This window comes from Pseudomonas parafulva (genome assembly GCF_002021815.1).
GTDB lineage: Bacteria > Pseudomonadota > Gammaproteobacteria > Pseudomonadales > Pseudomonadaceae > Aquipseudomonas > Aquipseudomonas parafulva_B.
This window is the reverse complement of the sequence record NZ_CP019952.1, coordinates 2,007,391-2,032,748: the sequence shown is the minus strand read 5'-3', so window position 1 is coordinate 2,032,748 and position 25,358 is coordinate 2,007,391. Positions and strand designations below refer to the sequence as shown.

The 25,358-nt window shown below is 58.9% G+C and carries 29 protein-coding genes; 4 read left to right on the top strand and 25 right to left on the bottom strand.

Annotated features, from left to right (window positions below):
- Positions 1-73: 73 nt before the first annotated feature.
- Positions 74-961 carry a hypothetical protein gene (locus B2J77_RS21330; protein WP_153302499.1) on the top strand — a complete coding sequence of 296 codons (888 nt, stop codon included), beginning with the start codon at positions 74-76 and terminating at the stop codon, positions 959-961.
- 171 nt (positions 962-1,132) lie between these two features.
- Here B2J77_RS21330 and B2J77_RS09200 read toward each other — a convergent pair whose 3' ends face one another.
- Together B2J77_RS09200 and B2J77_RS09195 are read right to left on the bottom strand one after the other, a co-directional pair.
- The gene (locus tag B2J77_RS09200) at positions 1,133-1,639 is read right to left on the bottom strand and encodes a DUF2514 domain-containing protein (protein ID WP_078478460.1); all 507 of its coding nucleotides are present in this window, start codon (positions 1,637-1,639) and stop codon (positions 1,133-1,135) included.
- Complete coding sequence (locus B2J77_RS09195; RefSeq protein WP_078478459.1) at positions 1,636-2,082, bottom strand: structural protein P5; 447 nt, start codon at positions 2,080-2,082, stop codon at positions 1,636-1,638. The genes B2J77_RS09200 and B2J77_RS09195 overlap by 4 nt, the downstream gene beginning before the upstream one ends.
- Before the next feature lie 87 nt (positions 2,083-2,169).
- Here B2J77_RS09195 and B2J77_RS09190 point away from each other — a divergent pair, with 87 nt between their 5' ends.
- Complete coding sequence (locus B2J77_RS09190) at positions 2,170-2,493, top strand: YceK/YidQ family lipoprotein (RefSeq protein WP_078479414.1); 324 nt, start codon at positions 2,170-2,172, stop codon at positions 2,491-2,493.
- A gap of 38 nt (positions 2,494-2,531) precedes the next feature.
- Here the strand turns inward: B2J77_RS09190 and B2J77_RS09185 are convergent, their stop codons facing one another.
- From B2J77_RS09185 to B2J77_RS21325, 9 genes are all read right to left on the bottom strand, one after another.
- Positions 2,532-2,753 carry a hypothetical protein gene (locus B2J77_RS09185; RefSeq protein ID WP_078478458.1) on the bottom strand — a complete coding sequence of 74 codons (222 nt, stop codon included), beginning with the start codon at positions 2,751-2,753 and terminating at the stop codon, positions 2,532-2,534.
- Between the two features lie 39 nt (positions 2,754-2,792).
- On the bottom strand, positions 2,793-3,692 hold the full coding sequence (locus B2J77_RS09180) for a hypothetical protein (protein ID WP_078478457.1): 900 nt from the start codon (positions 3,690-3,692) through the stop codon (positions 2,793-2,795).
- A 352-nt stretch (positions 3,693-4,044) separates the two neighbouring features.
- On the bottom strand, positions 4,045-5,346 hold the full coding sequence (locus B2J77_RS09175; RefSeq protein WP_194286101.1) for a phage tail protein: 1,302 nt from the start codon (positions 5,344-5,346) through the stop codon (positions 4,045-4,047).
- A 79-nt stretch (positions 5,347-5,425) separates the two neighbouring features.
- Positions 5,426-10,912: a host specificity protein J gene (locus B2J77_RS21880; protein WP_416231904.1), complete on the bottom strand. Its 5,487-nt coding sequence runs from the start codon at positions 10,910-10,912 to the stop codon at positions 5,426-5,428.
- Positions 10,913-10,968: 56 nt separating this feature from the next.
- Positions 10,969-11,574 (bottom strand): tail assembly protein, encoded by a 606-nt coding sequence (locus B2J77_RS09165; protein ID WP_078478455.1) that lies wholly within the window; start codon positions 11,572-11,574, stop codon positions 10,969-10,971.
- Positions 11,575-11,964: 390 nt separating this feature from the next.
- Entirely contained in the window at positions 11,965-12,414 is a 450-nt protein-coding gene (locus B2J77_RS21625) for a superinfection immunity protein (RefSeq protein WP_207059805.1), read from the bottom strand.
- A gap of 147 nt (positions 12,415-12,561) precedes the next feature.
- Positions 12,562-13,059, bottom strand: a complete 498-nt coding sequence (locus tag B2J77_RS09145; RefSeq protein ID WP_078478453.1) for a KilA-N domain-containing protein — start codon at positions 13,057-13,059, stop codon at positions 12,562-12,564.
- Positions 13,056-14,093: a Bro-N domain-containing protein gene (locus B2J77_RS09140; RefSeq protein WP_228385175.1), complete on the bottom strand. Its 1,038-nt coding sequence runs from the start codon at positions 14,091-14,093 to the stop codon at positions 13,056-13,058. The genes B2J77_RS09145 and B2J77_RS09140 overlap by 4 nt, the downstream gene beginning before the upstream one ends.
- Positions 14,057-14,230 carry an Arc family DNA-binding protein gene (locus B2J77_RS21325; RefSeq protein ID WP_153302498.1) on the bottom strand — a complete coding sequence of 58 codons (174 nt, stop codon included), beginning with the start codon at positions 14,228-14,230 and terminating at the stop codon, positions 14,057-14,059. Before B2J77_RS21325 ends, B2J77_RS09140 begins: the two co-directional genes overlap by 37 nt.
- Positions 14,231-14,355: 125 nt before the next feature.
- On the opposite strand from B2J77_RS21325, the gene B2J77_RS09135 reads away from it, so the two are divergent.
- Both B2J77_RS09135 and B2J77_RS09130 read left to right on the top strand, forming a co-directional pair.
- A complete protein-coding gene (locus B2J77_RS09135; RefSeq protein ID WP_078478452.1) occupies positions 14,356-14,793 on the top strand; it encodes an Arc family DNA-binding protein in 438 nt (145 codons plus the stop codon).
- A 40-nt stretch (positions 14,794-14,833) separates the two neighbouring features.
- Positions 14,834-15,163, top strand: coding sequence for a hypothetical protein (locus B2J77_RS09130; protein WP_078478451.1), 330 nt, complete (start codon positions 14,834-14,836; stop codon positions 15,161-15,163).
- Positions 15,164-15,555: 392 nt separating this feature from the next.
- On the opposite strand, the gene B2J77_RS21320 is transcribed toward B2J77_RS09130, so the two are convergent.
- The 14 genes from B2J77_RS21320 to B2J77_RS09060 form a co-directional block, all read right to left on the bottom strand.
- Positions 15,556-16,014 (bottom strand): type II toxin-antitoxin system YafO family toxin, encoded by a 459-nt coding sequence (locus tag B2J77_RS21320; protein WP_153302497.1) that lies wholly within the window; start codon positions 16,012-16,014, stop codon positions 15,556-15,558.
- The gene (locus tag B2J77_RS21315; protein WP_153302496.1) at positions 16,011-16,178 is read right to left on the bottom strand and encodes a hypothetical protein; all 168 of its coding nucleotides are present in this window, start codon (positions 16,176-16,178) and stop codon (positions 16,011-16,013) included. Before B2J77_RS21315 ends, B2J77_RS21320 begins: the two co-directional genes overlap by 4 nt.
- 113 nt (positions 16,179-16,291) lie before the next feature.
- A complete protein-coding gene (locus B2J77_RS09115) occupies positions 16,292-17,068 on the bottom strand; it encodes a C40 family peptidase (protein WP_078478448.1) in 777 nt (258 codons plus the stop codon).
- A 2-nt stretch (positions 17,069-17,070) separates the two neighbouring features.
- Complete coding sequence (locus tag B2J77_RS09110) at positions 17,071-17,820, bottom strand: phage minor tail protein L (RefSeq protein WP_078478447.1); 750 nt, start codon at positions 17,818-17,820, stop codon at positions 17,071-17,073.
- Positions 17,821-17,829: 9 nt separating this feature from the next.
- Entirely contained in the window at positions 17,830-18,168 is a 339-nt protein-coding gene (locus tag B2J77_RS09105) for a phage tail protein (protein ID WP_027916409.1), read from the bottom strand.
- Positions 18,168-21,200 (bottom strand): phage tail tape measure protein, encoded by a 3,033-nt coding sequence (locus B2J77_RS09100; protein ID WP_323368213.1) that lies wholly within the window; start codon positions 21,198-21,200, stop codon positions 18,168-18,170. The genes B2J77_RS09105 and B2J77_RS09100 overlap by 1 nt, the downstream gene beginning before the upstream one ends.
- Positions 21,201-21,626: 426 nt before the next feature.
- Positions 21,627-21,878, bottom strand: coding sequence for a DUF1799 domain-containing protein (locus B2J77_RS09095; protein WP_078479412.1), 252 nt, complete (start codon positions 21,876-21,878; stop codon positions 21,627-21,629).
- A 62-nt stretch (positions 21,879-21,940) separates the two neighbouring features.
- Complete coding sequence (locus tag B2J77_RS09090; RefSeq protein WP_078478445.1) at positions 21,941-22,324, bottom strand: phage tail assembly chaperone; 384 nt, start codon at positions 22,322-22,324, stop codon at positions 21,941-21,943.
- 9 nt (positions 22,325-22,333) lie between these two features.
- A complete protein-coding gene (locus tag B2J77_RS09085) occupies positions 22,334-22,993 on the bottom strand; it encodes a phage tail protein (protein ID WP_078478444.1) in 660 nt (219 codons plus the stop codon).
- Between the two features lie 38 nt (positions 22,994-23,031).
- Positions 23,032-23,460, bottom strand: a complete 429-nt coding sequence (locus tag B2J77_RS09080) for a phage tail terminator-like protein (RefSeq protein WP_078478443.1) — start codon at positions 23,458-23,460, stop codon at positions 23,032-23,034.
- Positions 23,457-24,131, bottom strand: coding sequence for a hypothetical protein (locus B2J77_RS09075; protein ID WP_078478442.1), 675 nt, complete (start codon positions 24,129-24,131; stop codon positions 23,457-23,459). The genes B2J77_RS09080 and B2J77_RS09075 overlap by 4 nt, the downstream gene beginning before the upstream one ends.
- Position 24,132: 1 nt before the next feature.
- The gene (locus B2J77_RS09070) at positions 24,133-24,525 is read right to left on the bottom strand and encodes a hypothetical protein (RefSeq protein WP_078478441.1); all 393 of its coding nucleotides are present in this window, start codon (positions 24,523-24,525) and stop codon (positions 24,133-24,135) included.
- A 3-nt stretch (positions 24,526-24,528) separates the two neighbouring features.
- Complete coding sequence (locus B2J77_RS09065) at positions 24,529-24,906, bottom strand: hypothetical protein (RefSeq protein ID WP_078478440.1); 378 nt, start codon at positions 24,904-24,906, stop codon at positions 24,529-24,531.
- 3 nt (positions 24,907-24,909) lie between these two features.
- Positions 24,910-25,344, bottom strand: a complete 435-nt coding sequence (locus tag B2J77_RS09060) for a hypothetical protein (protein ID WP_078478439.1) — start codon at positions 25,342-25,344, stop codon at positions 24,910-24,912.
- Positions 25,345-25,358: the final 14 nt, after the last annotated feature.

Genomic DNA, 25,358 nt, shown 5'->3' with positions numbered 1-25,358 from the left:
GGGCATACGACAGATGGATGCCGGCGGATATCCAAGCCGGTCCTAAGGGGAAAATCTATGGAGTTCCTTAAAATTGACCCAAAACACGACAAAGCAGGATGAGGGATACTGCATCTACAGTAACCGTCAAAGTAGCGACCTATCGCTAGAACACATAGTCCCACTTTCACTTGGGGGAAATAACAGCTTCTGTATAAAAGTTGATAGAAAGTCGAATAGCGGATGCGCTGCAAAAGCAGATGCTGCACTGGCAAACGACTTTAATATTCTTTTTGACAGGGCAGAGCTAGACAAACGCGGAAATAGCAACAAGCCACAAAGCCCCATTGCTAAAGATTCTCGCTTCAATGGCCGAAAAGTTCAAGCAAGATTTGAAAAAGACGGTCTAAAATTATTTGATGTAGTTTCAAGGCGAGATATTCCTAGACATCAATTTCTAGGAAAGGAAATCGAAATTGGAGGTATTGGTGTTCAGCTAGACGCGCCGTTGAGGTTCGTAGCAAAGGTTGCCCTTAGTGCAGGGTACTTCGCTTATGGAAATGACTTCAAAGAACAGGTGGATCACGAACAGCTAAGGATCATACTAGAATCCACCGACTTTAGAAAAATCAAACCTAACGTGCGATGCTTTGATCGATGGCAAGCGCCTCAAACGGACCTTCATCGCGTGATGTGGCTAATTGCTAACCAGTCCAAAAATTCGTGTGTAACTATAACTCCAGGATACGATTGCTTTGGGGTAGCGGTAGGTATTCTTGGAAGCTTCATCGGTTTTATTAACGTTCCTGCTCTAGGGCATACATTGAGAAATGAAGACGATTATGACCTAGGTCATGTTATCTCAATTGACGAAACAACAATCCAGCGCCGTTCCTTTCGCAGTGTTCTTGCTGAGATCGCACAGAAAATAGAAGACAAGAATGAAAACTTAATGGCAGTATTAAATCGGTTACCCAAGTAAACTGACTCAGACACCACCAATTGTACCGCATAATATTTACAAATCAGCCACTTAGTGCATCGCTGGAGTGCCTTTTTAATTCTTTGGGGCCTTCCGGCGGTCAGCAGGGATGTTGATGCACTCCCGGTGGCCGCTCTCTTTGCATGAAGCCTTCGAATTTCTTGGTAGGTTTTATCGCTGTCCAGTCGACGAGAGGGCGTCGTACTCTCGCTGGCACTGCTCCCCCGCTATTCGGGCTTTGTCATAAGCCTTCGCCAGCTCTCCCGCTCGAGCGTCAGCCCGTGCGAGCAGGTCGGAGAGCACCATGGCGGCGCGGGTGGCTGCCTGGCCTCGGGCGACAGCGGCGGTATCCGTGCCGGGGCAACTGACGGCGGCGGCGAGCTTGGCGCCTTCGTTGCGCAGCCGCTGGCCAGCAGCATCGGCGCCAGCAGCGTCAGCATTAGCCGCTTGGTGTTGTTCGTATGCATGGGCTCTCGCCTCCTCCTGCGATTGGGCGCGTTGATGTTCCTGCTGACGAGCGCCACGCTCACCTATCACCTCGGCAAGACGGTCGCCGCTATCGCGCTGGGCCGAGGCTTGGCCGGCCTGGGCCTGCTCTACACTTCGGCCGTGCTCGTAGGCGCCCCAGTGGCTGGCCACCAGGACCACGGCAGCCGCCAAGCCAACCCAGGGGCTCATGCCAGGGCCCGCCTGATGCCCTCATCGATTAGTGCGGACGGATACGGGTTACCGCCGTTTTCGTGCACGATGATGCCCACCACCAGTTCGCGCAGGATTTGCGGCCTGGAAATGTCGATCGAATCGCGCACACCGACGCCCAGGCGTTTGGCGATGGCCTGCGCGTAGGCATTGGTGTCGTTCTCGCTCGCCGGCGCCCAGCGGTTGATGAACTCCAGCGGGGTGTCGATACCAGGCCGGCCAACACCGGGCATCCCATCCTTGCCCCGGTAGTTGAGCAGCAGCTTGCCCAGGGCACGGATGCCGTTCTCTGGATGGTCGAAGCGGGCGAAGCGCGGTTTGGCCACGCCTACCTCCAGGCCCAGCTGGCCTTGCCAGGCATTGCGCGGGTTGTAATCGATGTTCCCTGGGTTGTTATTGCGGACACCGCGGGGTGTGGTCATAGGTTTTCTCCAGGCGAAAAAAAGCCCGCGCTGGGCGGGCCACACATAAGACGCGTTATGATCTGGTCTCTCACTGGGAGTGACCTCATGAAAAAACTATGGATGGGCGTGATGCTCGCCTCGGCGCTGGGCGGGTGTGGGACTGTACGCACGGTTTCCAACGAGTCAAAAGCCGTGGACGATCTGGCGAAATGGCAGACTAATTGTTATACGATCTCCCGGGCATATAGTGGCGTTGCTTATCAGTTTTGCAACTTAAACAGTCCTCCTCGAACAGGCCCGCACTGGGCCACATTCCCGATCCTGCTCGACATGGCAGCGTCGGGAATCGTCGACACCTTTGTTCTTCCTTACACCGGCTATCAGCAGTACAAGCAAGGCAATGTGCCAATTCGTAGGCTGGAATATTGATACCACTGATTAGGTAGTGGTGGTCCCGCCAGGTTAGATCAGGCGGCCGGGGCTTCCGGCTCCGGCGCCGCTGCGGGTTCCTTCGCAGTGATGGAGACCTTGGCGCTATAGTCCTTCAGCACCTGGGCCACACAAACCTGCGCGGTCGGGAATTGGTTCAGGATCTCGCGAGCGCGGGCGTCGGCTTCTTCCGGAGTGGCATAGCGGGTTTTGTTGGCCACGTCATAGTCATTGGCTAGGTTGATTGTTACGTATGGCATTGGATTGCCCTCCAGGGCTTAGTGATAAAAGATTTGCTTCTAGCGAAACGGATAAGGGTATTGACTAGTTTTGATTACCAGAGCGCTTGGGTTTCTATCTCGAGGTATATCGAACCAGATATTGGCGTTGTTGGTAAGGCCTCTCCTTGTAGTCGTAGGAGCGGGGATAAAGAAAAATCTTACTTTGCCGTCAGAGGTGCCACCGCACCCCTCCTGCATGCCCATTACACTCCCTGGGCCGTTACTCACACCCTCAGTGCTACCCCCGACAGGAGAACCTGACCTCCAAACAACGCCTCCCGATCTTGAAAACGTCAGATGCGCTGCTATCTCTTCATTGAAAACTGTGACCGTGCCAATTCCCTTTAGATACGGGGTGTAAGTTCCGAGCCCGCTGAATACTTCTTCCGTAGTCCCGTTTTTGAAAGCATTCCATTGCTGGTTGGGCTGCGGCATGTTCTCCGTACCGGGGATAATATCGTCCAAGGGAGGCGCCCCCACCAGCGCTGCGATGTTAAGAGGTGGCATGCCGCTGGTGAACGTCAGCACGCCGGTATCCGAATAGCAATTCAGGCCAGATGAATCACCGACGTCCCTCATGAGGTCGAAAACGTATGCCTTTGTTTCCGGGGTAGTCCCATAAAAAAGTAACGTGCGCGCATTGCCTGACACCATTTCACCGCATCGCGATCCGTCGCCTACTAAAAAAACAACAGGTGAGATGCTGTCGTAGACAGTGATACCGGTGATGGGCTGCTTGGGTATGTCCTCCCTCCAGCTGCTTTCCTCGTTCGGATTCAGGTCCAGGGATTTGTATAGGTACCTAGGCCACACATCCACCACATTGAGAGGCCCGCTTTTGAGCAATCCATAACAGATCAGATTAGTGTCCCAGAGCAGCTCACCATTGTCTTTGAAGGCCTGCATTCCAGAAGCCATGGTCACCTCAATAGTAGCCGTAAAAGATTCTACAATTTGCTGAGAACTGCCCGAACCATGTGCTGTGCTGATAAACCCAACTTATGGTATCTCCAGAAATTGTCACACCTGGTTTTTTTCCTCTCCATTTATTAGTGTCTTGCAGTGAAACTATGTAGTAAAAGCGGCTCTTACCTGCAGGCATCGGTGGCATTGCTGCCGCCCCATTTATGGCGTTAGTGTCAAAGTATCCTTGGTGCATACTAAACACTGTCGCCATGTTGACGATCAGTCGCCCCGCGGGGTCATACACTTCGAGGCCTGCGGCCATAGCTTCTCCAAAATAGTGGCGGGCCGAAGCCCGCTATTGATATCACCAGATTCCCATCCTCACACGTCGCACACCGCTAACGACAACATCGATACCGTTCCTGTCGAACTTTGTATAGGTATTCGCCATTGTAGGATGCCGTGCAATCATTTCGCCCCAAGCAAAGTTCACCGTGAGGACGGGCTCCCCGAAGTTAGTGAACTGTGCAGACTGAAGCGTCGAGCCGACTACAGCATTGGTGATCGTGGCCTTCGATATGAAGGCTTCGTTCAAAAACACTTGCCCGTTCTGGACTGCAAATGGGCTGACAAAGCCGTTCCCGCTCGGATTGAGCACCGCGAACCGATCCGCCATGACGGCGAACGTCGATTGCAAAACACCCCCGTTGTTTTCAACCCCAACCCCGAAGCCCGCTGCCACGTACTGGTTGCCGTTTACCACTTGGAGCCGCACTGAGTACGAGGCATTGACCTTGTTGTTGAGCCCGGTTTGAGCAGTGCTGATCTGCTGGACTGAGGCGTTGGTGCTGCCCAGGTTGCTCTGAACAGTGTCAACGCGCTTACCCAAGGCAGTGTCGGCATCGGCTCGCGCCGTGACCTCGCTCTGGACAGCCGCCGCCGCTTCATTGGCTTTCGCCTGGGCGGTGTTGATCCGCGTGCTTAGCGCCGAGTCGGCTGTGGCACGGGCAGTCGTTTCATCCTGAATCGCCGAATTGGCGTTGCCCACTGACGTATACAGCCCGTCCGTACGCTTGGCCTCCGACTCGATCTTGGCACCCTGTTGTGTCACCTTAGTGTCCAGGGCATCTACAGCTATGGCCTGGGCAGCTATCTGGCGGCTTGAAGGTCCAGGAACAAATGCGCTTGGCTCGGCTGATGCTCCAACCTGAGCCTCTAGCATGAACCCGTCGAACCAGGTAGTTCCTAGTGCCGCAGTGTTCTGGGTGAACAGCACCAGACAGCAAGTTGACACCAGGTTGGTTGGTGCCGTGATCACCACGCTTTGCCTCGACAGCGTAGTTGTCACGGAAACAGCCCCAACCACAGCCTCAGTCACCGAACCTGAGCTGTTGACGAAGCGCAAGCGCACTCCCACTACATGGGCCGCGCTACCTTTGACCCACACCGAGAACGTGTAGGTCGCGCCGGGCTTAAGTCGCAGGTTGTAGTCTGCGATGGCCGACGCCAGATACATGAAACCGGTAGCAGCACTTCCCGATACGATCGCTTTCAGCAGATATCCTGAGTAGGCCGCTGAGTCCGCTTCAGTGGTCACCTGCATGGCTGCCAGTTTGTAGATACTCGGCGCGGTTGAGCCGAAGGTGGTGAACTCGGCAGGAATCAAATTGCTTCCTGCTCCGCCTATAGCGTCAATCTGGCTCCCAATCCGCGTGATGCTAGAGTTGGCCGCAGTGAGTCCACCCTCAGCAGCTGAGACGCGACCTGTCAGTGTTTGCAGTGCGCTGGTGCTCGCCTTTGTAGCCAGTCCGCTGCTGGGTTGCCGCCGGGCTGTTGACAACGCTGCCATCCGGGTTGATCCCTCGCAAAAACAACGCAACTACATGCCCATCGGCGCTAGCGCGGGCACGATAAGAGATGATGTATTTCTGGGGCTTCATACCCATGTTGCCGATGTTCCACTTCGGCGACAGGAAAGCAGACAGTCCGGTGGAGTCAGTTGCCCACGCGAACTTCAATGTACCGCCGCTGAATGAAGCCGAATCGTTCTCAACGCTTGCTACGAAGCTGCTGCCGTCCAACACTGGCAGTGTCTTCTGAAAGGTCGAATACTCGGCTGGCAGAAGGTTTACGCCACTACCACCGATCGAATTCTTCAGTTGTGTCAGCTGCGCGCTAGCTGAGGTCAATCCCTCCTCGTTCTTTCCAACTCTCACCGAGAGCGCTGTGGTTGCTTCAGCGAGAACAGCTGTCTGATCAAAGCTATTGCCCATGCTGAAGTTGGATGGTTCGGTCTGGTCGTTTACAGCGGCCTCGAGCATGAAGCGATCATAGTAGGTGACCCGGTTGGCAACCCCTGAGCGGTTGCTCTGGACCGCGAGCTGCATTTGCGCGCCCGTGTAGGCCGGGTCCGTCAGGTCAATGACGCCCACATACCTGACCCACGCAGTGGTCAGCGCGAAAGTAGGCGCGTTCGAGGTCTTGAATGACGAGCCATCGGCAAGGAGCACGCGCGCGTAGATCCCAACAATGTGCCCAGCCACTTCGGAACGAGCGTAAAACGACACAAGGTACTTTCCAGGCTTGAAGCCCATGTTGCATGAGGCAGCATTAAAGCCAGTGCTCAATCCAAAGGTGTGCGAATCAGGATTGCTGTTGTTCGCCCTCAACGCATACCCTTTAAAAGCGGCAGCGTCAGGTACGGTGCTCATCGCAACACCGCCATTTGAGTACATGTTCGCTGGCAAGTCTTTGGTGAAGGCGCAGTACTCGGCTGGAACCAAGTTGACCCCGCTGGCCCCCAGGCCGCTGAGGCTGGCATTGACCTTAGTCAGCGATTGGCTATTGGCAGTAATGCTCTTGCCATGCTGATCCACAGTGTTAGCAAGCACCTGCAGCGCAGCAGCATCAGCTTTGCCTCCAACCTTCGAGTCAAGAGACCTCACCGTATTCTCCAGCTGAGTTACCTGCTGGCTTGTGCTTGTCTGCCCTTGTTCAGTCTTTTCCACCCTGGCCGACAATGCGGTAGTCGCTGCAGCATTTGTGGTCGCCTGTTCGAAGCTGTCTCCCAAGTTGAAGATGGACGGCTCAGCCTGATCATTGACCACCGCTTCGAACATGAACTGATCGAAGTAGGTGGTGCGGTTAGGAACCCCTGATCGGTTGGTTTGGATAGCCAATTGCATCTGCGTGCCATCGTAATCTGCAGCGGTCAGGTCGATGAGCGCAGAGTACCGGGCCCAGGCCGTGGTCAACGTGAATAATGGAGCGCTGGATGTCTTAAAGCTGACGCCGTCGGCGAGCAGGACGCGGGCATAACAACCAACTACATGGCCTGCAGTCTGAGCACGAGCCCTGAAAGACACCAAATACTTGCCGCGCTTGAACCCCATGTTGCACGCAGCGGCCGTGAACGCGGTAGCGAGCCCGAACGTGTGCGAGTTCTCGTTGCTGTTGTCAGCCTTCAGTGCGTAGCCTTTGAAACATGATGCGTCGGTTACAGTACTGAGAGCGACCCCGCCGTTCGAATAGATACCTGCAGGCAGATCCTTGGTAAACACCGAGAAGTCAGCCGGCACCAAGTTGACGCCACTAGCCCCAAGCCGGCCAAGGTTGGTATCAATCCTCGTAAGCGACTGCCCCTGCGCCGTTAAGCTTTGACCCTGGGTCTTCACCTCGTTGCTCAGGGCCTGGACCGTTGAGGCGTCGGCCTTCTTGCTCACGCTGTCGTTCAGCGAGATCAGCGCTTGGCTCTGTGAGGTCAGCTGCTGGTCCTGCGCGGCGTCCTTTTGCTCAGTAGCCGTCACGCGGCTGGTGACCTGCTGCAATGTCTGAGAACTGGCCTTGCCGTCGATGCTGGTCTGCATGCCGTCCATGCGGGTGGCTTGCGACGTGAGCTTGCCCTCGGCATCGCTGACGCGGGTGGTCAAACTGCTGACTACAGAGGCGTCGGCCTTAGTCTGTGCCAACGCCAATGCGCCAGCGGCCGCAGCAGCCGCATCGGTGGCCACCTTGTCCGTTACCGCTACCCAAGCAGAACCGCTCCAGCGTTTCGGGGTGTTGGCATTGCCGGTGGTGTCGATCCACAGGTTTTGCGCCAAGCGATCGGCGACGGCAGGCGCGGCCGATTGAACGATGACCTTGCCCTTCCCGCCCGCCAGCGTGGCCGCATCCTGCGCGGCCTGCTGAGCAGCCGAAACGTTTCCATTGGTGGTGGTCAGGCTCGATTGCAGTCCGCCGATCTGCGACGCCTGGGCGGTCACCTTGCCATCGATCGTCGACACATCGGTCTCGACCTTCGACACCCGCGCGGCCATGCCGTTGGCAGTCACCACCGCCTGACCAACATCGGTCCAGTAGGTGGCATTCGGCGGTGGCGTGTTCAGCGGTACCGCTTTCAGGGCCTGGTAGAGCTTGCCATCACTGCCCAGGGCGCTTTGGCCGACGTTGTAGGCCTTGTCCTTGCGATACGGCAGGGAGCCGGCCAGAGCCGAGACGTTCGCGATCTGCTGCTGCAACTCGGTCTTGGCGGCGGAAACGTCTGCGCTCACGGCAGTGATCTGCTGCTCAAGGTTTCCCTTGACGGTACTAAGGGCGTTATTCACGTCGCTGATTTGCTTGGCCAGCTCGGTCTTGGCGGTGCCGATCCGCTCGTTAACCGAGCCTGGGCCGTTTCCATCAATAAGCGCGATTTTCTCGATCTTGCTGGTGAGCTCCTTGCCCAGTTCACTCTCGGTGATCTGGTCCTTAATCTGCTCGAGGATCGGGCTGGCATCTGCACTTGCAATGCCGGTAACCACGGTCGGAGCCACAGGGAAGAACGGCCCCACATTGCCGGACCGGTCCACCAGGCGTGCCCAGAAGAAGAAGCGCTGCCCCGCACGCAGGCCCTGCATGACGTGCTCGCTCTGCGGGTAGGCCAGGTCGGCAAGCTTGGTTGCCGCGCCGAGGTCGGTGCCTTCGCTGTACCACAGTTCAGTACGCTCGGTGTCTTCGGCGCCGGCAGGCAGGCCCCACTTGATGCCAATACTGAATAGCAAGCTCTCGGTGGTCAGGAACGTAACCGCCGGCGGCAAACCTTCCTTGCCGTTCAGCTGGGTCAGGTTGGAGCTTTTCCAGATCGACGTGATATCGAAGGCACTCACCGAGCGCACGCGGGCCAGGTATGCGCCAGCGTAGATACCGACCACGTCCACAGACGCGGCACCGGTGCGCTGCAAGCGGATCCAGTTGCCATTGTCCTTGCGCCACTCGACATCGTAAGCAACGGCGCCTGCTACTGCCGGCCAAGCGATGGTCATGGTGCTGACCGCGATGCCCTGGTCGATCATGTGGCCGGACGACAGCGATACGCTGGCCGGAGGCGCCACCGTGGTTACCGGAATGACGCTGATCGGACGCTCGTCTAGTTTCGCGCCGGTGTCGATCGCAGCGAACTTGCTCGGGTTGAACTCGAGCGCAGTGATTTCGTAGTTGCCCTCCTGGGTACGGGTGGTTTTGAGCACCCGGAACAGCTGTACGGCCAGGTCGTCGTAATCGATCGCCCACTGCAATTCAGGCTCAGGCTGCAGGCTGTATTCGGTGGTGACGGTCACCGCCCGGCCCGAAACCGAGTGCACAGTCCGCGCCTGGGCGGTTCCGTTTGGCAGGTTGACGATCAGGCGGTCGCCGGCCTTGATCGGGGTGTCACGGTCCAGCGTCACGACGCGGCCAGCAGCCGAGGAAATACGGCCGCCGTTTGGCCGGCCTGCTACCAACTCGTCTGCCACTGGGATGACGAACCCAGGCAGCGGGATACGGCCCTCCATGCCGGTCTTGAACGTAACGGTGCGATCCTGGCTATTGCTCAGCAGCGCCCATTTACCGCGGCGTTGGGCCTCAGATGCCCGGGTACAGCCAATCGCGGACAGCTCGATTGGGCGGTCCCGGTACCGGCGCTGCAGCGCGTTGTCGGTCACCGGAATAACGTCGGTGTCGTAGTTGTTGGCCGGGTTGTCGTAGCTGACCAAGGCGCGGCTGTAATGTGTGCTGCGCTCGGCGCCGCCATACACGAACTCACCGTCAATCACGTTCGACCTGGTGAAGACGTAGTCGATGTCCTGCGCACGCGGCATGTCCGCCTGCATGAACAGCGAACCGTGAGCCCAATACACCATGCCCCGATAGATCGCCGATAGGTCGCGCAGCAGCGTCCATGCCTCGGCACGGCCCTGCAGGTTCATGTCGCAGAGGAAGCGCGGCTCCTGACCGCCCACACCGTCCGGCACAAGCTGGTCGCAGTACTGGGCGATGCGATACATCTCCCACTTGTCGACCATCCACGGCTTGATGCGCTTGCCCAGGCCGAAGCGGTCTTCCACGCACAAACCATAGGTCACGAAGGCAGGGTTGTTGGTCCAGGCCAGCTTGAACGTGCCGTCCCAAACACCGCTATAGGTGCGGGTGATCGGGTCGTAAGTGCTCGGCACCGGCCAGCGCTTGGCCTTGCACTTCACCGTCACCGCCGGGATGTTCTGGAACTGCTGGGCATCGAACTCGATGTACAGCAAGGCCGTATTCGGGTACCGGATCTTCTGGTCAATGATCTCGGTGTAGCCCGCCACGGTCATGGTATCGGCCACGGTACCGCTGTTAGCGTTCGGCGTGAGTCGGCGCACGCGCAGCATCCACCCGGAAGTTGCCTTGGGCAGATTCACGCGCACCGAGCGCTGGTAGCCGTTGGTGGACTTGCCATCCACGGCGCCAAGATGAGCTTCGACATAAGCGCCACCGTCTGTAGCGATATCGATCGCGTACTCGATGCGGTAGCCGATGGTGTCGCCGTTGCTCTCCTGCTTGGCCAGGCGCGGCCAGGACATGCGCACGCGAACAGCCGAGAGCTGGGTGTTGCTCAGGGCGCGCGTGAACGGGTTGTCACTGCGCAGCTCAACGTTGACGGAGGTTTCGTTCTCCACCGAGGGGATGCCCTGGATGTAACTCTGCTCAACAGAGCCCGGGCGCCACTCCCACTTCACACCTGGGAAGTTCACATTGCCGCTGGCATCAGCGATCGGGGTGTTGTCGAGGTAGATGTCCCGGTCGGTGGGCACCCCATCGAATTCGCCTTCGCCTACTGCCAGCAGGATCTTGGCGATGTTCGTCGAGCGCAAGCTATCCGGCGACTCCACTGCCTGCTTTGGCTGGCTCTCGCCGCCTTTAGCGCCGACAATTTCCAGGTGATCTACTGGGCCCATGCTTTCCTCCGGGCGAAAAAAAACCGCCCACTGGCGGTCTGTACATTCTTTTGGCGCTATGCCTTGTCCTGTGCCTCAATCGAGGCGGAGATGATCGCCCCACCCCAGCGTCGTTCGCCGATGCAGATCGGGACGGGGTTGCCGCTGGCTGTGGTGTTCTTGGCGGAGCCGAAGGCGTAACTCGGAAGGTTTTCTGGCGCCGCGCTTTGGGATAGGCCCTTGGCCTGGGGGCTGAGCATTTGGATTACGCCTGCGGCGACCATGGCCCCACCCAGCTGGTAGAGAAATGGGGAGGCGCCAGCAAATGGCGTAAATGAGAGGACAAAGGCTGCGGCGATGAGTACAGCGCCGACAACCGTCTGAAGCGTGCCTCCACGCTTGCTGCCTCCAACGACAGGGACGATACGTATCTCTTTCACACCTCCGCGATCGAATTGATCAGGGCCGACGTTACGACCGTTCCGGAAAATAGCGAAGCGCATGCCTAGTTGGTCAAGCCTCCTGATCTCTGCCTCAAAACCCGGAATGGTCGCATTAAGAGCCCTGAACACTTCGAAAGTGCTTCCGCTATCGAGTAATTTTTGGTGCAGGCGGCCGAATTTTCGGGCAAGCGAGCAAGACAATTTGATGCTGGTCAACGCTGGTAGCTGAGCATTGGGCATGGCTGTAAATTCCTTTGGGCATAAAAAAACCTCCCGGAGGAGGTGTTGATCTTGGATATGCTCAGATGCAGGTTCGCGCCACCTTCACCCACTTGGACCACGTACTGTTCCGAGTGTAGATACTGACCTTGGCACCAACCGTCTGGCTCTGCACTACCGCCATCACTGGCGTGCCCACCATGTCGATGTCTAAGCGAATGCGATACCCAGTTTCGGTTTCCGTAGAGACTACTCCGCTACTCATGTCCTGCCATTTCGGGGCGAGACATTTAGAGAAGTCTCTCGCGGTCTTAGGAGTTTGGCTTTCGAAGGCAGGCCCACGCTCTACCAGATCGGCTGGCGAGACACATCCCGCCAGCAAAGCCAGCCCCAGTGACAGAATAAGAGCCTTCATACGGCGCCTCCAGCAGTTCCAGTCAAGTCACTTCCACAATGCTTGCACTTGATAGCAACCGCCAAGACTTCTTCGCCGCAGTATGGGCAGTCTTTTTTGGGCTTGGAGTCAGCGACTGCAGGAATATCGACAACTGGTTCGGGCGAGGCGGCTGCAGACATGTCCGCGACTATCACGGGAGAAGGCTTCTTGAACGCCCACACCAGGGCAGCCACCCAGCCCAACAGGCTCCAACCAAGGAAGAAGTTGAGGGCAGCGATTGCTCCCAGATTGTTGCTTTTTCGCAACCACGCTTCAATTGTGGGAAGCATGTAAAAGGCAGGCACGAACACGACTCCGCTGAACGCCATCAATGTGCCGAAGGCGTTCAACCCTCCTCGCTCCATTCCCATTGCATAACTGAAGAAGGCGAGAAACCCCAGTACCAGTAGCCGTACGACGAACATTCGAAATCCTTGCTCACTGGCCACGGCCTATCCATGGCTAATGACGGCAATCTACCATCATCAGCAGGAAGCGCCAAAACCCCGCGCGGGCGGGGTTCGGCTTGAACGCGCTATGCCCCTCAGGTGCGGGGCGCTTAGGGCGTCAACTTATGCGACTTCAAGCTTCAGGGTTAGCTGCATCTGATTACGCCAGTACTCGACGTTATGCTCAAGCCCTGGCTTGGCCCAGCGCCAACTGGATAGCTCTTTTCCGCTGAGGCTCGCTACCTCCTTGCCTCGATCAAGAGCTGCGCATGCCGATTCGTACCTGGTGCGAACATCAACATCACCATGAAGCAGCGAGTCAATTTGCAGGTCGCACCAGACAGAAAAGTCAGCCGACAGCCAGCGAGCGAACGCTACAGCCAACTTTGGGTGAAGCCACACCCCTCCGTTTCGGCCCATTTTCCGGCGAATTAAACTGTCGGAATTTCCGACACTTAATCGCTTGGCCAGCGCACCTAGGTACTCTCCGGTCGTTGGCAATTCAAGCCAGTGGCTTGGACGCTTTCCGAATTTCTTCGAGATTGCTGTGGCGTTCAGCCAGCCATCAGTGCTGAGCTGTACTGGGTGCCCCTCGTAGTCAAACGGAATCACATTGCTCATGCGGCAACCCTTCCCTTTGGTGAATCCACTGCATACCGCTGAGGCTCTTCCATCACCCGGCCCAGACCCTTCACAAACGAGGTGATCTCCCGAATCTTGTTGCGGTAGGTGCGAAGCTCCCACCAGGCGCCACGGATGTCGAAGCCAGCCTTCTCAAGATCCCAAAGCAGGCTCTCCAGAGGTGTGGTGCCGTCACGCGTATCGCGGATGTCGTTAAGCGTCACATCTAGCCATGCCTGCTTGTCGTTGCGGACGGTCAGCATCCCTTCGCGCAGGGCTGCCAAGGCCTCGACTGGGTAATGAATGTTCAGCGGCAGTTGCAGCTGTGGCGGCTCCTTGGCGATGAACTCACCTTCCAGCACGTTGTAGGCCGCAATGAAGTTGCAGGCCGCTTCGAACTGGCCCGCAGGGATAAGCTCAGTGCGCGGCACGTTGAAACGAGTGTGCAGGCGATTGTGCATGACCAAGGCAAAGCTCTGGCGCTTATCTGCTGCAACCGCCTTACCCTTGTTCCTGATCAGGCCCTTGATGACGCCCAGTTCGCTCATGCCGATCAGCTCGTCCATGAGGGTTGGCATCTTCGCCTGGCGGTCTTTGTATCGACCATGCTTGCGGATCGCTGGCAAGACTTCAGCCGTAACCCACTTCTTGAAACGCTTGGCCTCGGCCTTGCGACTGCGAAGTAGCGCTGAGTACAGGCCGGACTCATTGATGACCAGCATTTCCTGAGGGCCGCCAGGGGTCGGCACAATCTGCCGGCCCTTCTCGTCTTCATCCAAGTTGCGGGTCATGTCCTTGGCTTCTGCGTAAAGCAAGGCTGCCGAGACGTCAGCAGCTACGAACCATGGCTGCTCATCAATCAGCAGCGTGCGGACCTGCTGTTTGCCAAAATTGAAAGGGATTACGTTTGTGCTATTATCGCCCATGACGATTTCTTCTCCGAAGTTGATCTCGTTTCCCGAAGCCTCAGTGTTCCCGCACTGGGGCTTCTTCGTTTTCAGGCTGCCACCTGTTGCCTCTGCATTGCCCGCCATTTCAGCCCCTCCTCAATTAACAGGCCCAGCTCGGCATTGAGGCTGCGACGGTTGATGCCCGCCTCCTGCCTCGCCTTCTCTTTCAGTTCACTCGCGATCCGCAAGCTGTACGCGGGACATTGATGCGCGCCTTTCATAATTCTCCTCCCAGAACCTGTGGATTCATATTGACGTCACATCATGGTGACGTCAAGTGGATTCTTGAATCTTTTTGAATGCACGAACAGAATCTCTGTTTAATATCATTGCACCTTGGAAAACCATGAACGATCGCCACGTACTCCCACCGTACTCGCTACGCATGCCGGCCGATCTTCGCGAAAAACTCGAGGCTTCATCACAGCAGGCGAAGCGAAGCCTGAATGCTGAGATCGTGGCGAGGCTAGAAGCTAGCTATGAATACGTGCCGCACTCTCGTGCAATTTCTTTGGAGGACGGCGTAGCCGAGCTGCAGGATCTGAGCAATCAGAGAATGATTGTCGGCCAGATGAAGATGGCAAAATTCCAAGCCCGATCCGCGCTGCAGGACGAGCTCGATAACGCGCAGAGCCTTGGGCAAAAAGCTGCTCTGCAGGCTGCGCTAACTGCCACCAAGGCCGAACTGGACGGTCTCTGGGAGCAAGAGCGCAAGCTATCAGAGAAGTACTACGAATTGAGAGCTCAGCTCACACTGAATTCCAAAGCCCCGAAAGACGAGTAACCCCAAGCCCGGCCAAGAGCCGCCCATTCAAGGAGACCCAATGTACAAGGTTATGCTTGCCGTCCGCGTGGTGCAGCGCGGCGAAGTAATCCGCGGTTACTACCACAACCTGGAGCTGCCATTCGTTCCTGCCGAGGGAATGCGGTTCGAGCAAGGCATAAGCACCACTATGTGGGAAACCGTCTCGGGGCAGCAAATAGATCCGCAAGTTGAACGTGTTGTGTACGACCTAGACGAGCGAGTGATCGTGTGCCTCTTCACTGTCGACGCGCCACTTGCGGCATCCTTCTGGCAGAACGCTGCAGAAGTCAATCCTGGCCAGGTATGCGGTGTGCTGCGTTACTTCCGCCACATGCCCATTCCCAGATAGCCCCAGGCCCGGCCAAGCGCCGGGCTTTTCGCGCCTAGCCGGGAGGTAGGCAATGCACTGTGACTTCACAAACTTGAAGCAGGCGCTGCAGGATCCTGCAGATGGCCCATACGCTCTCGACAGGATGAGAGGTCTGCTCGTTCAAGTATTGAAGAGCGACTGGCCATCAGAGGCTTACCCAGTCACCGATCTACTCCTGCCATGGAGCGGTAAAATCTCTGATGGGGCCCGCGGTGAGATCGCTTGGCTTATAGAGCGGCTAGAGCGCGACCCAAGCTATGGCAGAAGCGGGCTAGCCAAAGTGGTCGCACTGATGCAGACAATTTCCCAGTAGAACAGCTAGCACAAATGCAAAAAGCCCAGCTCGGGGCTGGGCATTAGATATAACCTGCTCAAAATCCGGATGTAATCCAGCCGGATATCGTTGGAAAGTCTTGCGAAAATGCTCGAGCTTCCGAATTGAAATGAATGCCAAGCTCAGACAACATTGGCCGATCCTTCATCTGCTCGTGAGCGTCCGGATCGAGTAGGGCTAGCAGAAAATATGGAGCTCGAGGAACATCCCAGGTCTTGCCGAAAACAAGAATCTTGTCGGAGGTGAATGCCTGAGGGTCTTCAATTCCCTCGTCGAGCATGCGGTTCCACCTTACCGAAACGTTTGGATTCTCGAGGTGAACTTTGCTCAAAAGGCCGGTGATATCTGGCGGTGCCACAAATGGAGAGGTTTTCCCGAAGGTATCACCGGGACCAATACCACCTTGTTTCCACAACGAGAACTCATCAGCCCATGATTTAGCCTCATCGGGGCCAGTGATCAGCGTGAGCCTCCTGCTCACCACCACTGCTGTCATGGACGCTGAGCTGCCGCCCGCTCTGCAGCACGCGCAGAGAAATACGCGTAACACTCAGAGGCGACGCGATCCATCGCTTCTGCCGACATCATGGCAGGACGATTTCGAACCTTTTTGCGCTCTGCGGCAGTCATGGTGGTGCCACCTTCGACGCTGCGTTTCATGTCCTTTCCTCATGGGATGGGTGAAGACGCTGTGGGTTACTGGTAGCGCCTTATGGTTGATTGTATCAAATACTCAAATTTGATCAATCGCGCTGCAGAATATGCGACAAACGCTACGAAACGCTCTGCGACGAAAGTGTTGCTCCACGATGACGCAACACAAGGCGCGTCCGGTCGAGCCAGGGCCCGCCAAACACGATAATTTCCGATGGCCGCCCCAGAAGGTGGTGCAGCATGAATGGACCCGGCCCAAACACCTGGCTGCCCTCGCCTGGCAGCCGGGCATCATCACCGAGGTAGATGCCCGCATGATTTGGATGAGCAGTGCGCCCCACCGCCATGACAACCAAGTCACCCCGTTGCGGCTCGCTCACCTGGTAAAAGCCGGCGTCTTCATAGGCCTGCTCGTACAAGCTCGGACCGTCAGCATTCTCCCACCAGCCCTCTTCCCGGGCGTAGGCGGGAAACTCCAGCCCCCATTCTCGCTTGTACCAATCGGCGCAGGTCTGCCAGCAGTCCCAGGCACCGTGGACGAACGGGCGACCGAGTAGCGGCGTACTGCCGGTTGGCGTGATCGTGCGCAGATCCCCCTCCGGCCAAGACAAGATGTACCAGGGCAGGCCCGTAGCTTCGCACATGGCCAAGTCCCGCGGGGACGGCCTGCTGGTGGCGTCCGGGTGTGAGTGGACAATGCCAATCACCTCGCCCAGGTCTTCGGCTTCGGCGTACTGCTCGGGTGCAATCCGGAATTCCTCACTCGGGTCGTTGGACGCGTTGGTGCACGGGTGATAGACCTGCCTGCGGCCAACCTGCAGCAGCAGGCCGCAGCACTCTCGCGGGTATTCAGCCGCTGCGTGCGCTTGCACGGCGGCCAAGATGTGTTTGCGCATGGTCAGCTCCGGGCGATCAGCGAGACGGCAGGGAAGCCGCCGAAGGGAAGTTCGTTGCCCTGGCCATGCCGGACGGTGCAGCCGGTGTCCAGGCAGCCATTGCACTGGTCCTTTGCCGGGTCCGAGGTCGGGTTTCCATCCATGTCGTAGTAGGGCCCGGTGTAGCCACAGTTCGGCCCCCGGTACCCTGCCGTCATCGCCCAATGGCATAGCTGCGTCATCTGACGCCCAATCGTTTCGCCGCCCACATCACCCGGGCTCGCAAGCTCCCAAGCTACAGTGGTGCCGCTCTCAGACACCTTCTGGTCGATATACCAGACTTCTATAGCCTCCTCCGCCGGATCTGCCGAGGGGTTGCCGCCGGGGGAATTCACAGCGTCCAGGTACTCAGCGAAGGTGTGCCGCATGGTCAGCTTGAATTCGAGCAGGTTGTCGAAGGCCAAGCACAACGCGGTGATCCGGCCACTGACGTTACCTACGCTGAACGTCGGTCGCACCGCAGTACCGTCGGAGTTCGCCTCGATGCCTTCAATCTGCACTGGCCAGGCGCTGTACTCGTTGCCCTGCCACCAGATGGACTTGGCCTGCAGCTGGTCGGCATTGGCGCCGGCTGCTCGCAGCTCCTCGGGGGTATGAGGAATCGCATGGCCATGGAAGCGCAGGGTGTCAGCGCCAAAGTCCGAGCCATCGAGCTCGAACAGCAGCACCTCGTTGCCAGGCTCCAGGGTCTGGATATCCTTGATCAGTGACATGCTGGTTCCTTATGGGTGAAAAGCCCGCTCGAGTGTGGCGGTCACTTTGAAGCGTCCACCACCCACCGGGGTAGGCTTGGGGTCTTTGCAGGTGAATAATCCAAGATCCCCGAGCGGCGTGGTCCACAGAAAAGCCTTAGCCCCGCCGTGCCTGTCGAAAAACTCCATGACTTTGCGTACCTGGGCCTTCGTGCCAGTGACGGTGATGGGGTAGCTGTCTTCCTTGTTGTTGGGCCCGTCACCGACCACCTGTCGGTACCCGCCCCCAAACCGGGATTCGCGGGTGCGATAGCTGATCTCAGGCGTTTCACCGCGCTGGGTTGGCCAGCTGAATTTTTCAATGGCCATCAGCGCCTCCCGCTGGTGTTTCGATGGCTGACACCACCTGGGCGCCATGAGTCGGCGACCGCCTTCTCGGCAGCCATCTGCATCTGCTTCTGCATATTCTGCTGAAGCAGCGTTTGATCGAGCTGCATGCCTTCGTTGCTCCTGTCCTCCATGACTAGGCTCACAGGGGCGGATAGAGTAATGGAGGTAGCTCCACCGCCTACCGCTCTTACCCCGAGCTGACCACCTGAGGTCCTGGTCAAAGGCATGACGGCCTCGTCGCCTGCCTCTCCCATCACGCCCATCCTGCCGCCAGCCATGCCGAACGCCGTGGGTGTACTCACAATCGAGTTGGTGAACGCGCCGCCATTTGCAAACAGCTGCACGCCTTTCGACCAGGCGCCGCCAAGAGCTTGAGGGAAGTAGGTGCTGCTGTAGCCTGCCTGCGACGCACCGAGGTTCGAGGAAACAGCGCCCGCTGAACCGGCCTCCATGCCGTTGCCCCCACCGCCGCCAAAATAGGCGGAGGCCGCAGTGGCGCCCCAGCTCACCAGACTGCCAAGCAGCCCAGAGGCAGCGCGCTGCGTCTCGATCCGAACCATGTCAGCCAGGATCGACTTGGTGAAGTCCGCGAACGAGAACTTGCCAGTCATGGCGAAGTTTACGACCGCATCCTCCATCGAGCTGAATGCATTGGTGAACAGGGATCTCGTCTGCCCGGCTACATCACGGGCCTGCTCCAAGTAATTTTGGAAGGCAGACGACGCCCCCTTACGCCAGTCGCCCTGCGCGGCCGTCATCTGGTCGTAGTTGGCGATGGTGGTTTCCTGCAGATCCTTCTCGGTTTTGTTCAGGGCCACCAGCTTCTGGTTGTACTCATCAAGGCTCATGCCACGAGAGCCATCGCCGTACTGGTTGGCCAAGTCCAGCCGCTGTTGGTTGATGCGATCAGTGATACCGTACTGCTGCTCCTGGAGCCCTCGCCGGCGATCACCGAGGCCAAGGTTCTCGGCCGAGCGCTGTCCTTGAAGCCTCAGCGCTGTTACCTGCTGGCCGAGCGCGTCGGTATAGGTCTGCACTGCCCTGGCCTGCTTGGCCAGCCGGCCCTGCTCGTTGGTCGCCAGCACCGAAAGCTCGGTGTCGGCGTCCTGTTGTGCCTTGACCATGGCAGCGCGGGCGTCGGCGATCTTCTGGTCTAGCTGAATCCGCTGCTGGGCGCTGGTGCTGGTTCGCCCTTTGACCGCCTCCAAGGCTTTGATCTCGGCCTCGTAGACGTTGGTGACCTCGGCCTTCTGCTGCTCGATGATCGCAGCGCGCTGGGCGGCGTACGACTCCTGAGAAATCAGGCCGGCCTTCTGCGCAGCGTCCAACTCCTTCTGGTGATTCTTGTATTCGGAGAGAATGGCGACCAGAGCATTCTTCTGGTCATTGAATCCGGAGAGGTCAAGCGGCGAAGTGCGGCCGGCAGCGTCTTTGTATTGCTTGGCGATATCCGCCTTCACCCGAGCTATGTTCTCAGGCTTCAATCGCTCATCGCCGGGGTCGACCTTGCGTATGGCGTCAAGGGATTTTGTGTATTCCTTCAAAGCGTCAGCGCGCTTCTCGGCGTTGGTCCGAGCGGACTTTTCCAGAGCGTCAATCTTGCCGATGGCGACAATGGCCGCCTGTTGCCGTTGAGCATCTAGCTCCTGGGCTCTGGCGATCGCCTGCTGTGTGTCTCGCTGCTGAATCAGGCCCTTCAGCTCAAGATTAGCGTTGGTCAGCTTTTTCTGAGCATCGCTGTCGTCCTTGTCAGCATTGACGGCGCTCTGGGCTGCGGCTACCTGGCGCTGCAGTTCAACGATTCGACTGGCGATATCCTGCTCGCGCCCAATGTTTTTAACCGAGTCAACCGTAGCAGCCACCTCCCCTCGTAGCGCTTTCCAGCCGCGCTCCCAGATGGACAGATTTTCGGTGACTTCCTTGCTGCGATTCTTGATGGTGTCGACATAGGTGTCAGTGAGCAGCTTGGTGGCGTCGATGGTGTCACCTTGCTCCTTCAAGGCCACGATCTGTGAGTATGTGGAAGCCGTGAGAAACCCGTACTGCTCGTTGAGCTCCTTGGCCGCCGTCACCGGGTCCTTGCCGATCTTCACGAACTCGGCGACGGTCTCCTCCACGGCGCGGCCTGTAGCATCGCGCCACTCAAGCGCAGCCTCGGTGATCTCGACGAAGCTGTCGGCGGCAACTTTCCCACTACCAGCCAGTTGGGTGAGGACTTCCGCGGCGGCGCCGGTGGTACCCACTGTGGCCGATACCTGAGCAGCCATCCCTGACAACCGGTCAGCAGTAGTGCCCGCCGCGTTGCCGGTGGTGATCAAAGCCTTTTGAAAGCCAACGGCTTCCTCGCTGCCTTTGTAGTACGCATAACCCAGCACGCCCACTGCGGCAGCGGCGACGGTGAATGGATTCACCAGGCCAAGCACATATCCGCCGAGGGCCTTGATGGCCGGCCCGACACCACCAAACATGTCCTTGAGCTGCCCGCCCTGCTGGAGCAAGACGGTTAGCGGCGCTTGGCCGCCCTGCAGGGATACGACGATGTCAGTGAACTGCGCAGGTACACCGCGCAATGCCGCTGCAGTTGCCTTTGCCGACATACCGGTCTTGTTCAGCGCTGCATCTGCGCCTCCCAGGGCCGTGCGCGCTTGATCGATCTTTGACTGGTACTCGCCGAAGGTTTCAGCATCCAGTGCACCGCTCGCACGGAAGCTCTTCAGCCTCTGCTCCATCTGGTCTAGACGGCCAAGCGCAGCGACGGTCGGGTCAATCTTGCCTAGCAGCTCATCAAGCGCCTGCCCCTCCTCCCGGTGGGCCCCGGCCGCCTTCCTCGCCGCTTCTGCTTGGCGTTCTTCCGTGGCGATGAGGGCTTGAGCTCGGCTGTTGATGGCCGCCTGACGGCTAGCGCTATCTGAGAGCACGGCGTTTGCCTGGGCGGTGACCTCTACGCTCTGTTCAGTGGCCCGATTGAGGGTCTGAACATACTGGCTCGCCTCCAAAGAGGCTTTGGCCACGGCCAGAATCCTGGCCTGTTGCTCATCGGCAGACTCTGCAGCGCGACGGCCCGCCTGGGCACCGGCATCCGTGGCGGTAGTCAGCGCCTGCTGGACTTGCCCGGCCTGTGCAGCTTCAGCCCGGAACGAGCCCATGTTCGCTGCAGCGCTGCTGAATGCGGTCGATGCACTGGTAACGGCGCGGCCCACGGTAGCCATCTGCTGCGCGAGTTCGGCCTGCTTGGCGTTAAGCGACTGCAGCTCCTGCACGATCTGCCGGGTGTCGCCCTGCAAGCTGCCCAGGGCCGTTTCCCAAGCGCGACCAGTTCGACCAGCCGACTCCTCGCTACGCTTGCCAGCGTCCGTCAGCTGGTCGAGGTTATCCTTGGCCTCAACAGCATCACCGGAATCGATCTGAAGACCGAGGGAGGCAATGGTGGTCATGATCTACTCCATGGATTCGGCCATGACGGCCAGGGCCTCGACTTCCATCACGCGGAGGTCGGGAAAAATGTCAAGAAGGTCGCGGCGCTTGATGCCCAGCATTGCGGCTGTTGTCGGAATGACCGTGTAATCCAGCCCAGACGGGCCGCCCGGGCCAACCCGCCACTGCGTGCCCATTGCGTCGAATAGGCGGAAGGCGGGCCAGGCATCGGGCCAGATCTCCACTTCATCTTCTGCAATGTCAGCCAAGGTCAGGCCAAGAGCGGCCAACTGCTCAGCAGAAGGCCCTTGCTCGTAGCACACGCGGGCGGCCGCCCTCAGTTTCCCAGGCGGGCCGGGCTGTAGGCAGCCTGGAAGGCGTCGATGACGGCCTTTGGCGCCCCCGTGCAGGTTCGAACCAACTCGAGGATCGCTTTCTGGCTGAACTTGTCCTCCAGGTCCCACCCAGTGACAATTTCGCCCAGCTGCTCAGCCTGCAGAGCGATCTCGCCGGCAGTCACCTCTTCCCAGGTAGCGTTGTCGGCCTTGGCCTTCTCTGCCCAGACGTCGCGCGCCTTGTTCCAGCGATCAAACATGCCGGCCAGCGTTACGCGGTCCATGTAGCGGAACTCGAACTCCACCGGCACCGACTCTCCACCGATTCGAGGCACCTGCACCTCGGCAGTAAAGGTCGGGTTCTGCGCGATTTTGATCTTCGCCATGAGGTTTCCTTAGGCAGCAGCCAGATAGCGAACCGGACGGCCCGAAAGCGCGATGCTGATGGTTCGGGTCATCAGGTTGTTGCGCTCCATGGTCGGGGTGGTGGTGATGCTCACGTAACCCGGATAGAGGATCTGGTCGCCGTTGGGCAACTTGAGGCGGACAACCGTCAGCTCTTTGCTGTCACCGTAGGCTTCGACCAGGCCCACGTATGCAGCCGCTGGTTGATCCTCGACAGTGATCGACAAGGTGATGGGGTTGCGATTGGTGGGGAACTGGCGATCGTCATCGTCCTCTAAGTACCCGACGGTGAGGTACTGCTGCTCGCCGCCGGAAGAGGTGAAGGCAGTCACCTTGGAGATCTGCGCCCAGTTGCTCACTGGGATCACAGAGCCCACACCTGCGCCGGCGGTGTACTTGTCGGCGTTGGTGGTATTCAGGCCGGCCATGGAGAACTTGTCAGAGGCAACACTGACAGCGCGAACCGCGCGGTCATTGATCAGCGACCAGCCGGAGCTGACGACCAAGACGTCGCCGTTCTTGATGTTGTGCCCTGCGGCGGTCGCCACCGGAGGTGCAGCGTTGGTCAAGGCAGTAAAGGCAACGGCAGCGGCGAGTACGCTGGCGATTTCCAGCACAGAGCCGTTCGGCAGCGGGAAGCGTGCGGCCATGGGTATTTCCTCTTGAAGGTTCGCCTGGTGGCGGATGGTTATGCCCCTACGGGCGATTGGTCGGCGATGCCGCGGTAGGTGAAACTGGTCGGGACCGTGTAGGACGCAGACTCGGTGATGGTCGGGCCCTGCTCCACCGGTTCGGTGATAAGGCCTTCGAAGCCGCTGCGGCTTAGCTCGGTATCAACCCGGAACAAGCTGCTCAGCTCATCAACCAGTGATTCGGCAATGCCCAAGGCTTGGCCTGCCGGGCAAACAATGCTGATCTGGTAGACGCCGGTGTATTCGTAGGCGTCGCCGCCCAGGTAGCGGCAGGTGGTACTGGCCGGCAGCAAGTAGGCTCGAAGATAGATCTCGCCGGACTCGGCCTCGAACCCCTCTTCGAAGTTGGCCACCCGAATCGGGCGCGCCGTGGCCCAGGCCATCAGCTTGATTTCAATGGCCTGGCGGGCTCGTGCATGGCTCATACGCTGTTGTTCCTGATGGCTTCGTCGACGATGCGTTGGAAGTTGGCCAGGGTCACCCGAACCATGCCGGCCGGGGCCTGGGCTGAATGCCCGTATTCCAGCGGGACCGCGTATGCCAGGTTGTTCACGATGTAGGCCGTCTGGCCGATGCTCAGCGCCTGCACCTGGCTGATAAGCGCGGTTATGGCTTCGCTGCCCGACGGGTCGATGCGATCCAGTTCTGAGGTTGCCGGCGAGTCGATGGAGAACTGCCAGTTACCCCGGAACCGGCCGCCGACGTAGCCCTGGCCGGCGACTAGGCCGTTGGTGGCGAAGTTCTGCTCGCGTTCAGTCTTCGTCAGGGGCTTGGCGTACTTCACACCCTTGCGCAGATTGCCGGCCTTGGTGAAGTTGTCATGATTCAGGTTGATCAGGGTGTTGCGCACCGCGACCTTGAAGTTGTAGTCATCGGCTGCCTTGCTGGCCTTGGCCCGGTGGGCCACGTTGGCCGCCCACAGCTCCGGGTTGCCGACCGGCGACATGCGGATCACGCTGCTGCCGATCTCGATCACAATCTCGCGGAACGTAGCGTCCAGAGCTTGCTCCGCCTGCTCGGCGAACGCCCGAATTGCCTCAGCGAAGCCGCCCTGCTGGCCGCCGTATCGCTGGGCCATGTGTGAGCCGCGCGCCATATCACTTTCTCAACTGAATAGTCCAGGTCGCCTGCGCCGGATCCTGGGACACGTTAAGTGCGCGGTACCCGCTCACCTGATCGCCGATTTTGGGCGCGGCCGAAACATTGGTGACAGCGCCGGCCTGGCCTTCGAACAGTTCGTTCTGCAGCACCAGCAGCTTCACGTCCTCGGTCTGGATACGTGTGCCATCGATTTCCTTTGCCAGGTAACTGCCGAACACGCCGCGCCCGGTGTAATGGATGGTCGAGGCCGGGACGGTGCCGCCGATCTCGGGGTCGTATCCGCCCTTGACGGTACGGCTCCCTGCAACGGGCTTCACCGCGTCGGCAAGGCCGTCTGGATCATCGAACGCTTCCGCCAGCTCCGCCTGGAGCTCTTCACGCATGCCCATGGGTCAGGTCCTCTTGAGCATTACGGTGCCGGCGCGGCGGATCCAGGGAGCGATGAGGTCGAGGGCGAAGTTTTCGCCAGCAGAGCGGTCGACGGAGCCCGCGACGTAGGTCTTGCTGGTCGAGGTGCCAGCCTGGGCTGACACCGTCTTGCTCTGCACCTCGCGTTGGGTGTCCTTGTAAAGCTTGCCGGCGGCAGCCAGCTTGGCCACCTGCGCGCCGGCACTCACTATGGCATCCGGCACCGGGTCTGGCACCGGTCGCTTGATCTTGGCCGTGAGCCAGGCATTGGCCATGGAGACGGCGAGGACTGCATCACCGTCGCCTGCCCAGCCCTGCCCGAGCGCCTGGTCAACATCAGCGACGGTGATGAAGTCGGTCATGGCTTATTCCTTCGACGGGATCAGGGCCTGAAGCTCGGGTTTGTTGAGGGCTGGATCGAAGGTGATGCCCTGGGCCGTCAGCCACTCCTTGAGCTCCGGCACCTTCATCTTGTGAGGGTCAGTCTCGTCACCGCCCTCTTCCTCGATCGCCTTGTCGATCTCGGCCTGGCTGCTGACCGGGGCGTAGCCGTTCGGCGGGTAGGCCGAAGCCTTGTAGCCCTGCTCCAGCCACTGGGCGACAGTGGGCCCATCCAGGCGCAGACCTTCCTCGATCTCGCTCACGCTGATGCCCTGGCGCTGGTACGCCTCGCCGATGTGCGGAGCATCGCCCTGCACGGACACCGAGGTCGCGCCGTCAATCACGCCGAAGAACTGGTCCAGGCGGCGATAGCAGGTGCCGCGCTCGCTCCCAGGGGTGTTGGTGTAGATGACTTTCATGCAGATCTCCTGCG

Bases quoted from the DNA above. Each gene is read 5' to 3' on its own strand.
- B2J77_RS09200 (WP_078478460.1), bottom strand. From the start codon at position 1,639: ATGAGCCCCTGGGTTGGCTTGGCGGCTGCCGTGGTCCTGGTGGCCAGC.
- B2J77_RS09195 (WP_078478459.1), bottom strand. From the start codon at position 2,082: ATGACCACACCCCGCGGTGTCCGCAATAACAACCCAGGGAACATCGAT.
- B2J77_RS09190 (WP_078479414.1), top strand. From the start codon at position 2,170: ATGAAAAAACTATGGATGGGCGTGATGCTCGCCTCGGCGCTGGGCGGG.
- B2J77_RS09185 (WP_078478458.1), bottom strand. From the start codon at position 2,753: ATGCCATACGTAACAATCAACCTAGCCAATGACTATGACGTGGCCAAC.
- B2J77_RS09180 (WP_078478457.1), bottom strand. From the start codon at position 3,692: ATGGCTTCTGGAATGCAGGCCTTCAAAGACAATGGTGAGCTGCTCTGG.
- B2J77_RS21880 (WP_416231904.1), bottom strand. From the start codon at position 10,912: ATGGGCCCAGTAGATCACCTGGAAATTGTCGGCGCTAAAGGCGGCGAG.
- B2J77_RS09165 (WP_078478455.1), bottom strand. From the start codon at position 11,574: ATGCCCAATGCTCAGCTACCAGCGTTGACCAGCATCAAATTGTCTTGC.
- B2J77_RS21625 (WP_207059805.1), bottom strand. From the start codon at position 12,414: ATGTTCGTCGTACGGCTACTGGTACTGGGGTTTCTCGCCTTCTTCAGT.
- B2J77_RS09145 (WP_078478453.1), bottom strand. From the start codon at position 13,059: ATGAGCAATGTGATTCCGTTTGACTACGAGGGGCACCCAGTACAGCTC.
- B2J77_RS09140 (WP_228385175.1), bottom strand. From the start codon at position 14,093: ATGGCGGGCAATGCAGAGGCAACAGGTGGCAGCCTGAAAACGAAGAAG.
- B2J77_RS21325 (WP_153302498.1), bottom strand. From the start codon at position 14,230: ATGAAAGGCGCGCATCAATGTCCCGCGTACAGCTTGCGGATCGCGAGT.
- B2J77_RS09135 (WP_078478452.1), top strand. From the start codon at position 14,356: ATGAACGATCGCCACGTACTCCCACCGTACTCGCTACGCATGCCGGCC.
- B2J77_RS09130 (WP_078478451.1), top strand. From the start codon at position 14,834: ATGTACAAGGTTATGCTTGCCGTCCGCGTGGTGCAGCGCGGCGAAGTA.
- B2J77_RS21320 (WP_153302497.1), bottom strand. From the start codon at position 16,014: ATGACAGCAGTGGTGGTGAGCAGGAGGCTCACGCTGATCACTGGCCCC.
- B2J77_RS21315 (WP_153302496.1), bottom strand. From the start codon at position 16,178: ATGAAACGCAGCGTCGAAGGTGGCACCACCATGACTGCCGCAGAGCGC.
- B2J77_RS09115 (WP_078478448.1), bottom strand. From the start codon at position 17,068: ATGCGCAAACACATCTTGGCCGCCGTGCAAGCGCACGCAGCGGCTGAA.
- B2J77_RS09110 (WP_078478447.1), bottom strand. From the start codon at position 17,820: ATGTCACTGATCAAGGATATCCAGACCCTGGAGCCTGGCAACGAGGTG.
- B2J77_RS09105 (WP_027916409.1), bottom strand. From the start codon at position 18,168: ATGGCCATTGAAAAATTCAGCTGGCCAACCCAGCGCGGTGAAACGCCT.
- B2J77_RS09090 (WP_078478445.1), bottom strand. From the start codon at position 22,324: ATGGCGAAGATCAAAATCGCGCAGAACCCGACCTTTACTGCCGAGGTG.
- B2J77_RS09085 (WP_078478444.1), bottom strand. From the start codon at position 22,993: ATGGCCGCACGCTTCCCGCTGCCGAACGGCTCTGTGCTGGAAATCGCC.
- B2J77_RS09080 (WP_078478443.1), bottom strand. From the start codon at position 23,460: ATGAGCCATGCACGAGCCCGCCAGGCCATTGAAATCAAGCTGATGGCC.
- B2J77_RS09075 (WP_078478442.1), bottom strand. From the start codon at position 24,131: ATGGCGCGCGGCTCACACATGGCCCAGCGATACGGCGGCCAGCAGGGC.
- B2J77_RS09070 (WP_078478441.1), bottom strand. From the start codon at position 24,525: ATGGGCATGCGTGAAGAGCTCCAGGCGGAGCTGGCGGAAGCGTTCGAT.
- B2J77_RS09065 (WP_078478440.1), bottom strand. From the start codon at position 24,906: ATGACCGACTTCATCACCGTCGCTGATGTTGACCAGGCGCTCGGGCAG.
- B2J77_RS09060 (WP_078478439.1), bottom strand. From the start codon at position 25,344: ATGAAAGTCATCTACACCAACACCCCTGGGAGCGAGCGCGGCACCTGC.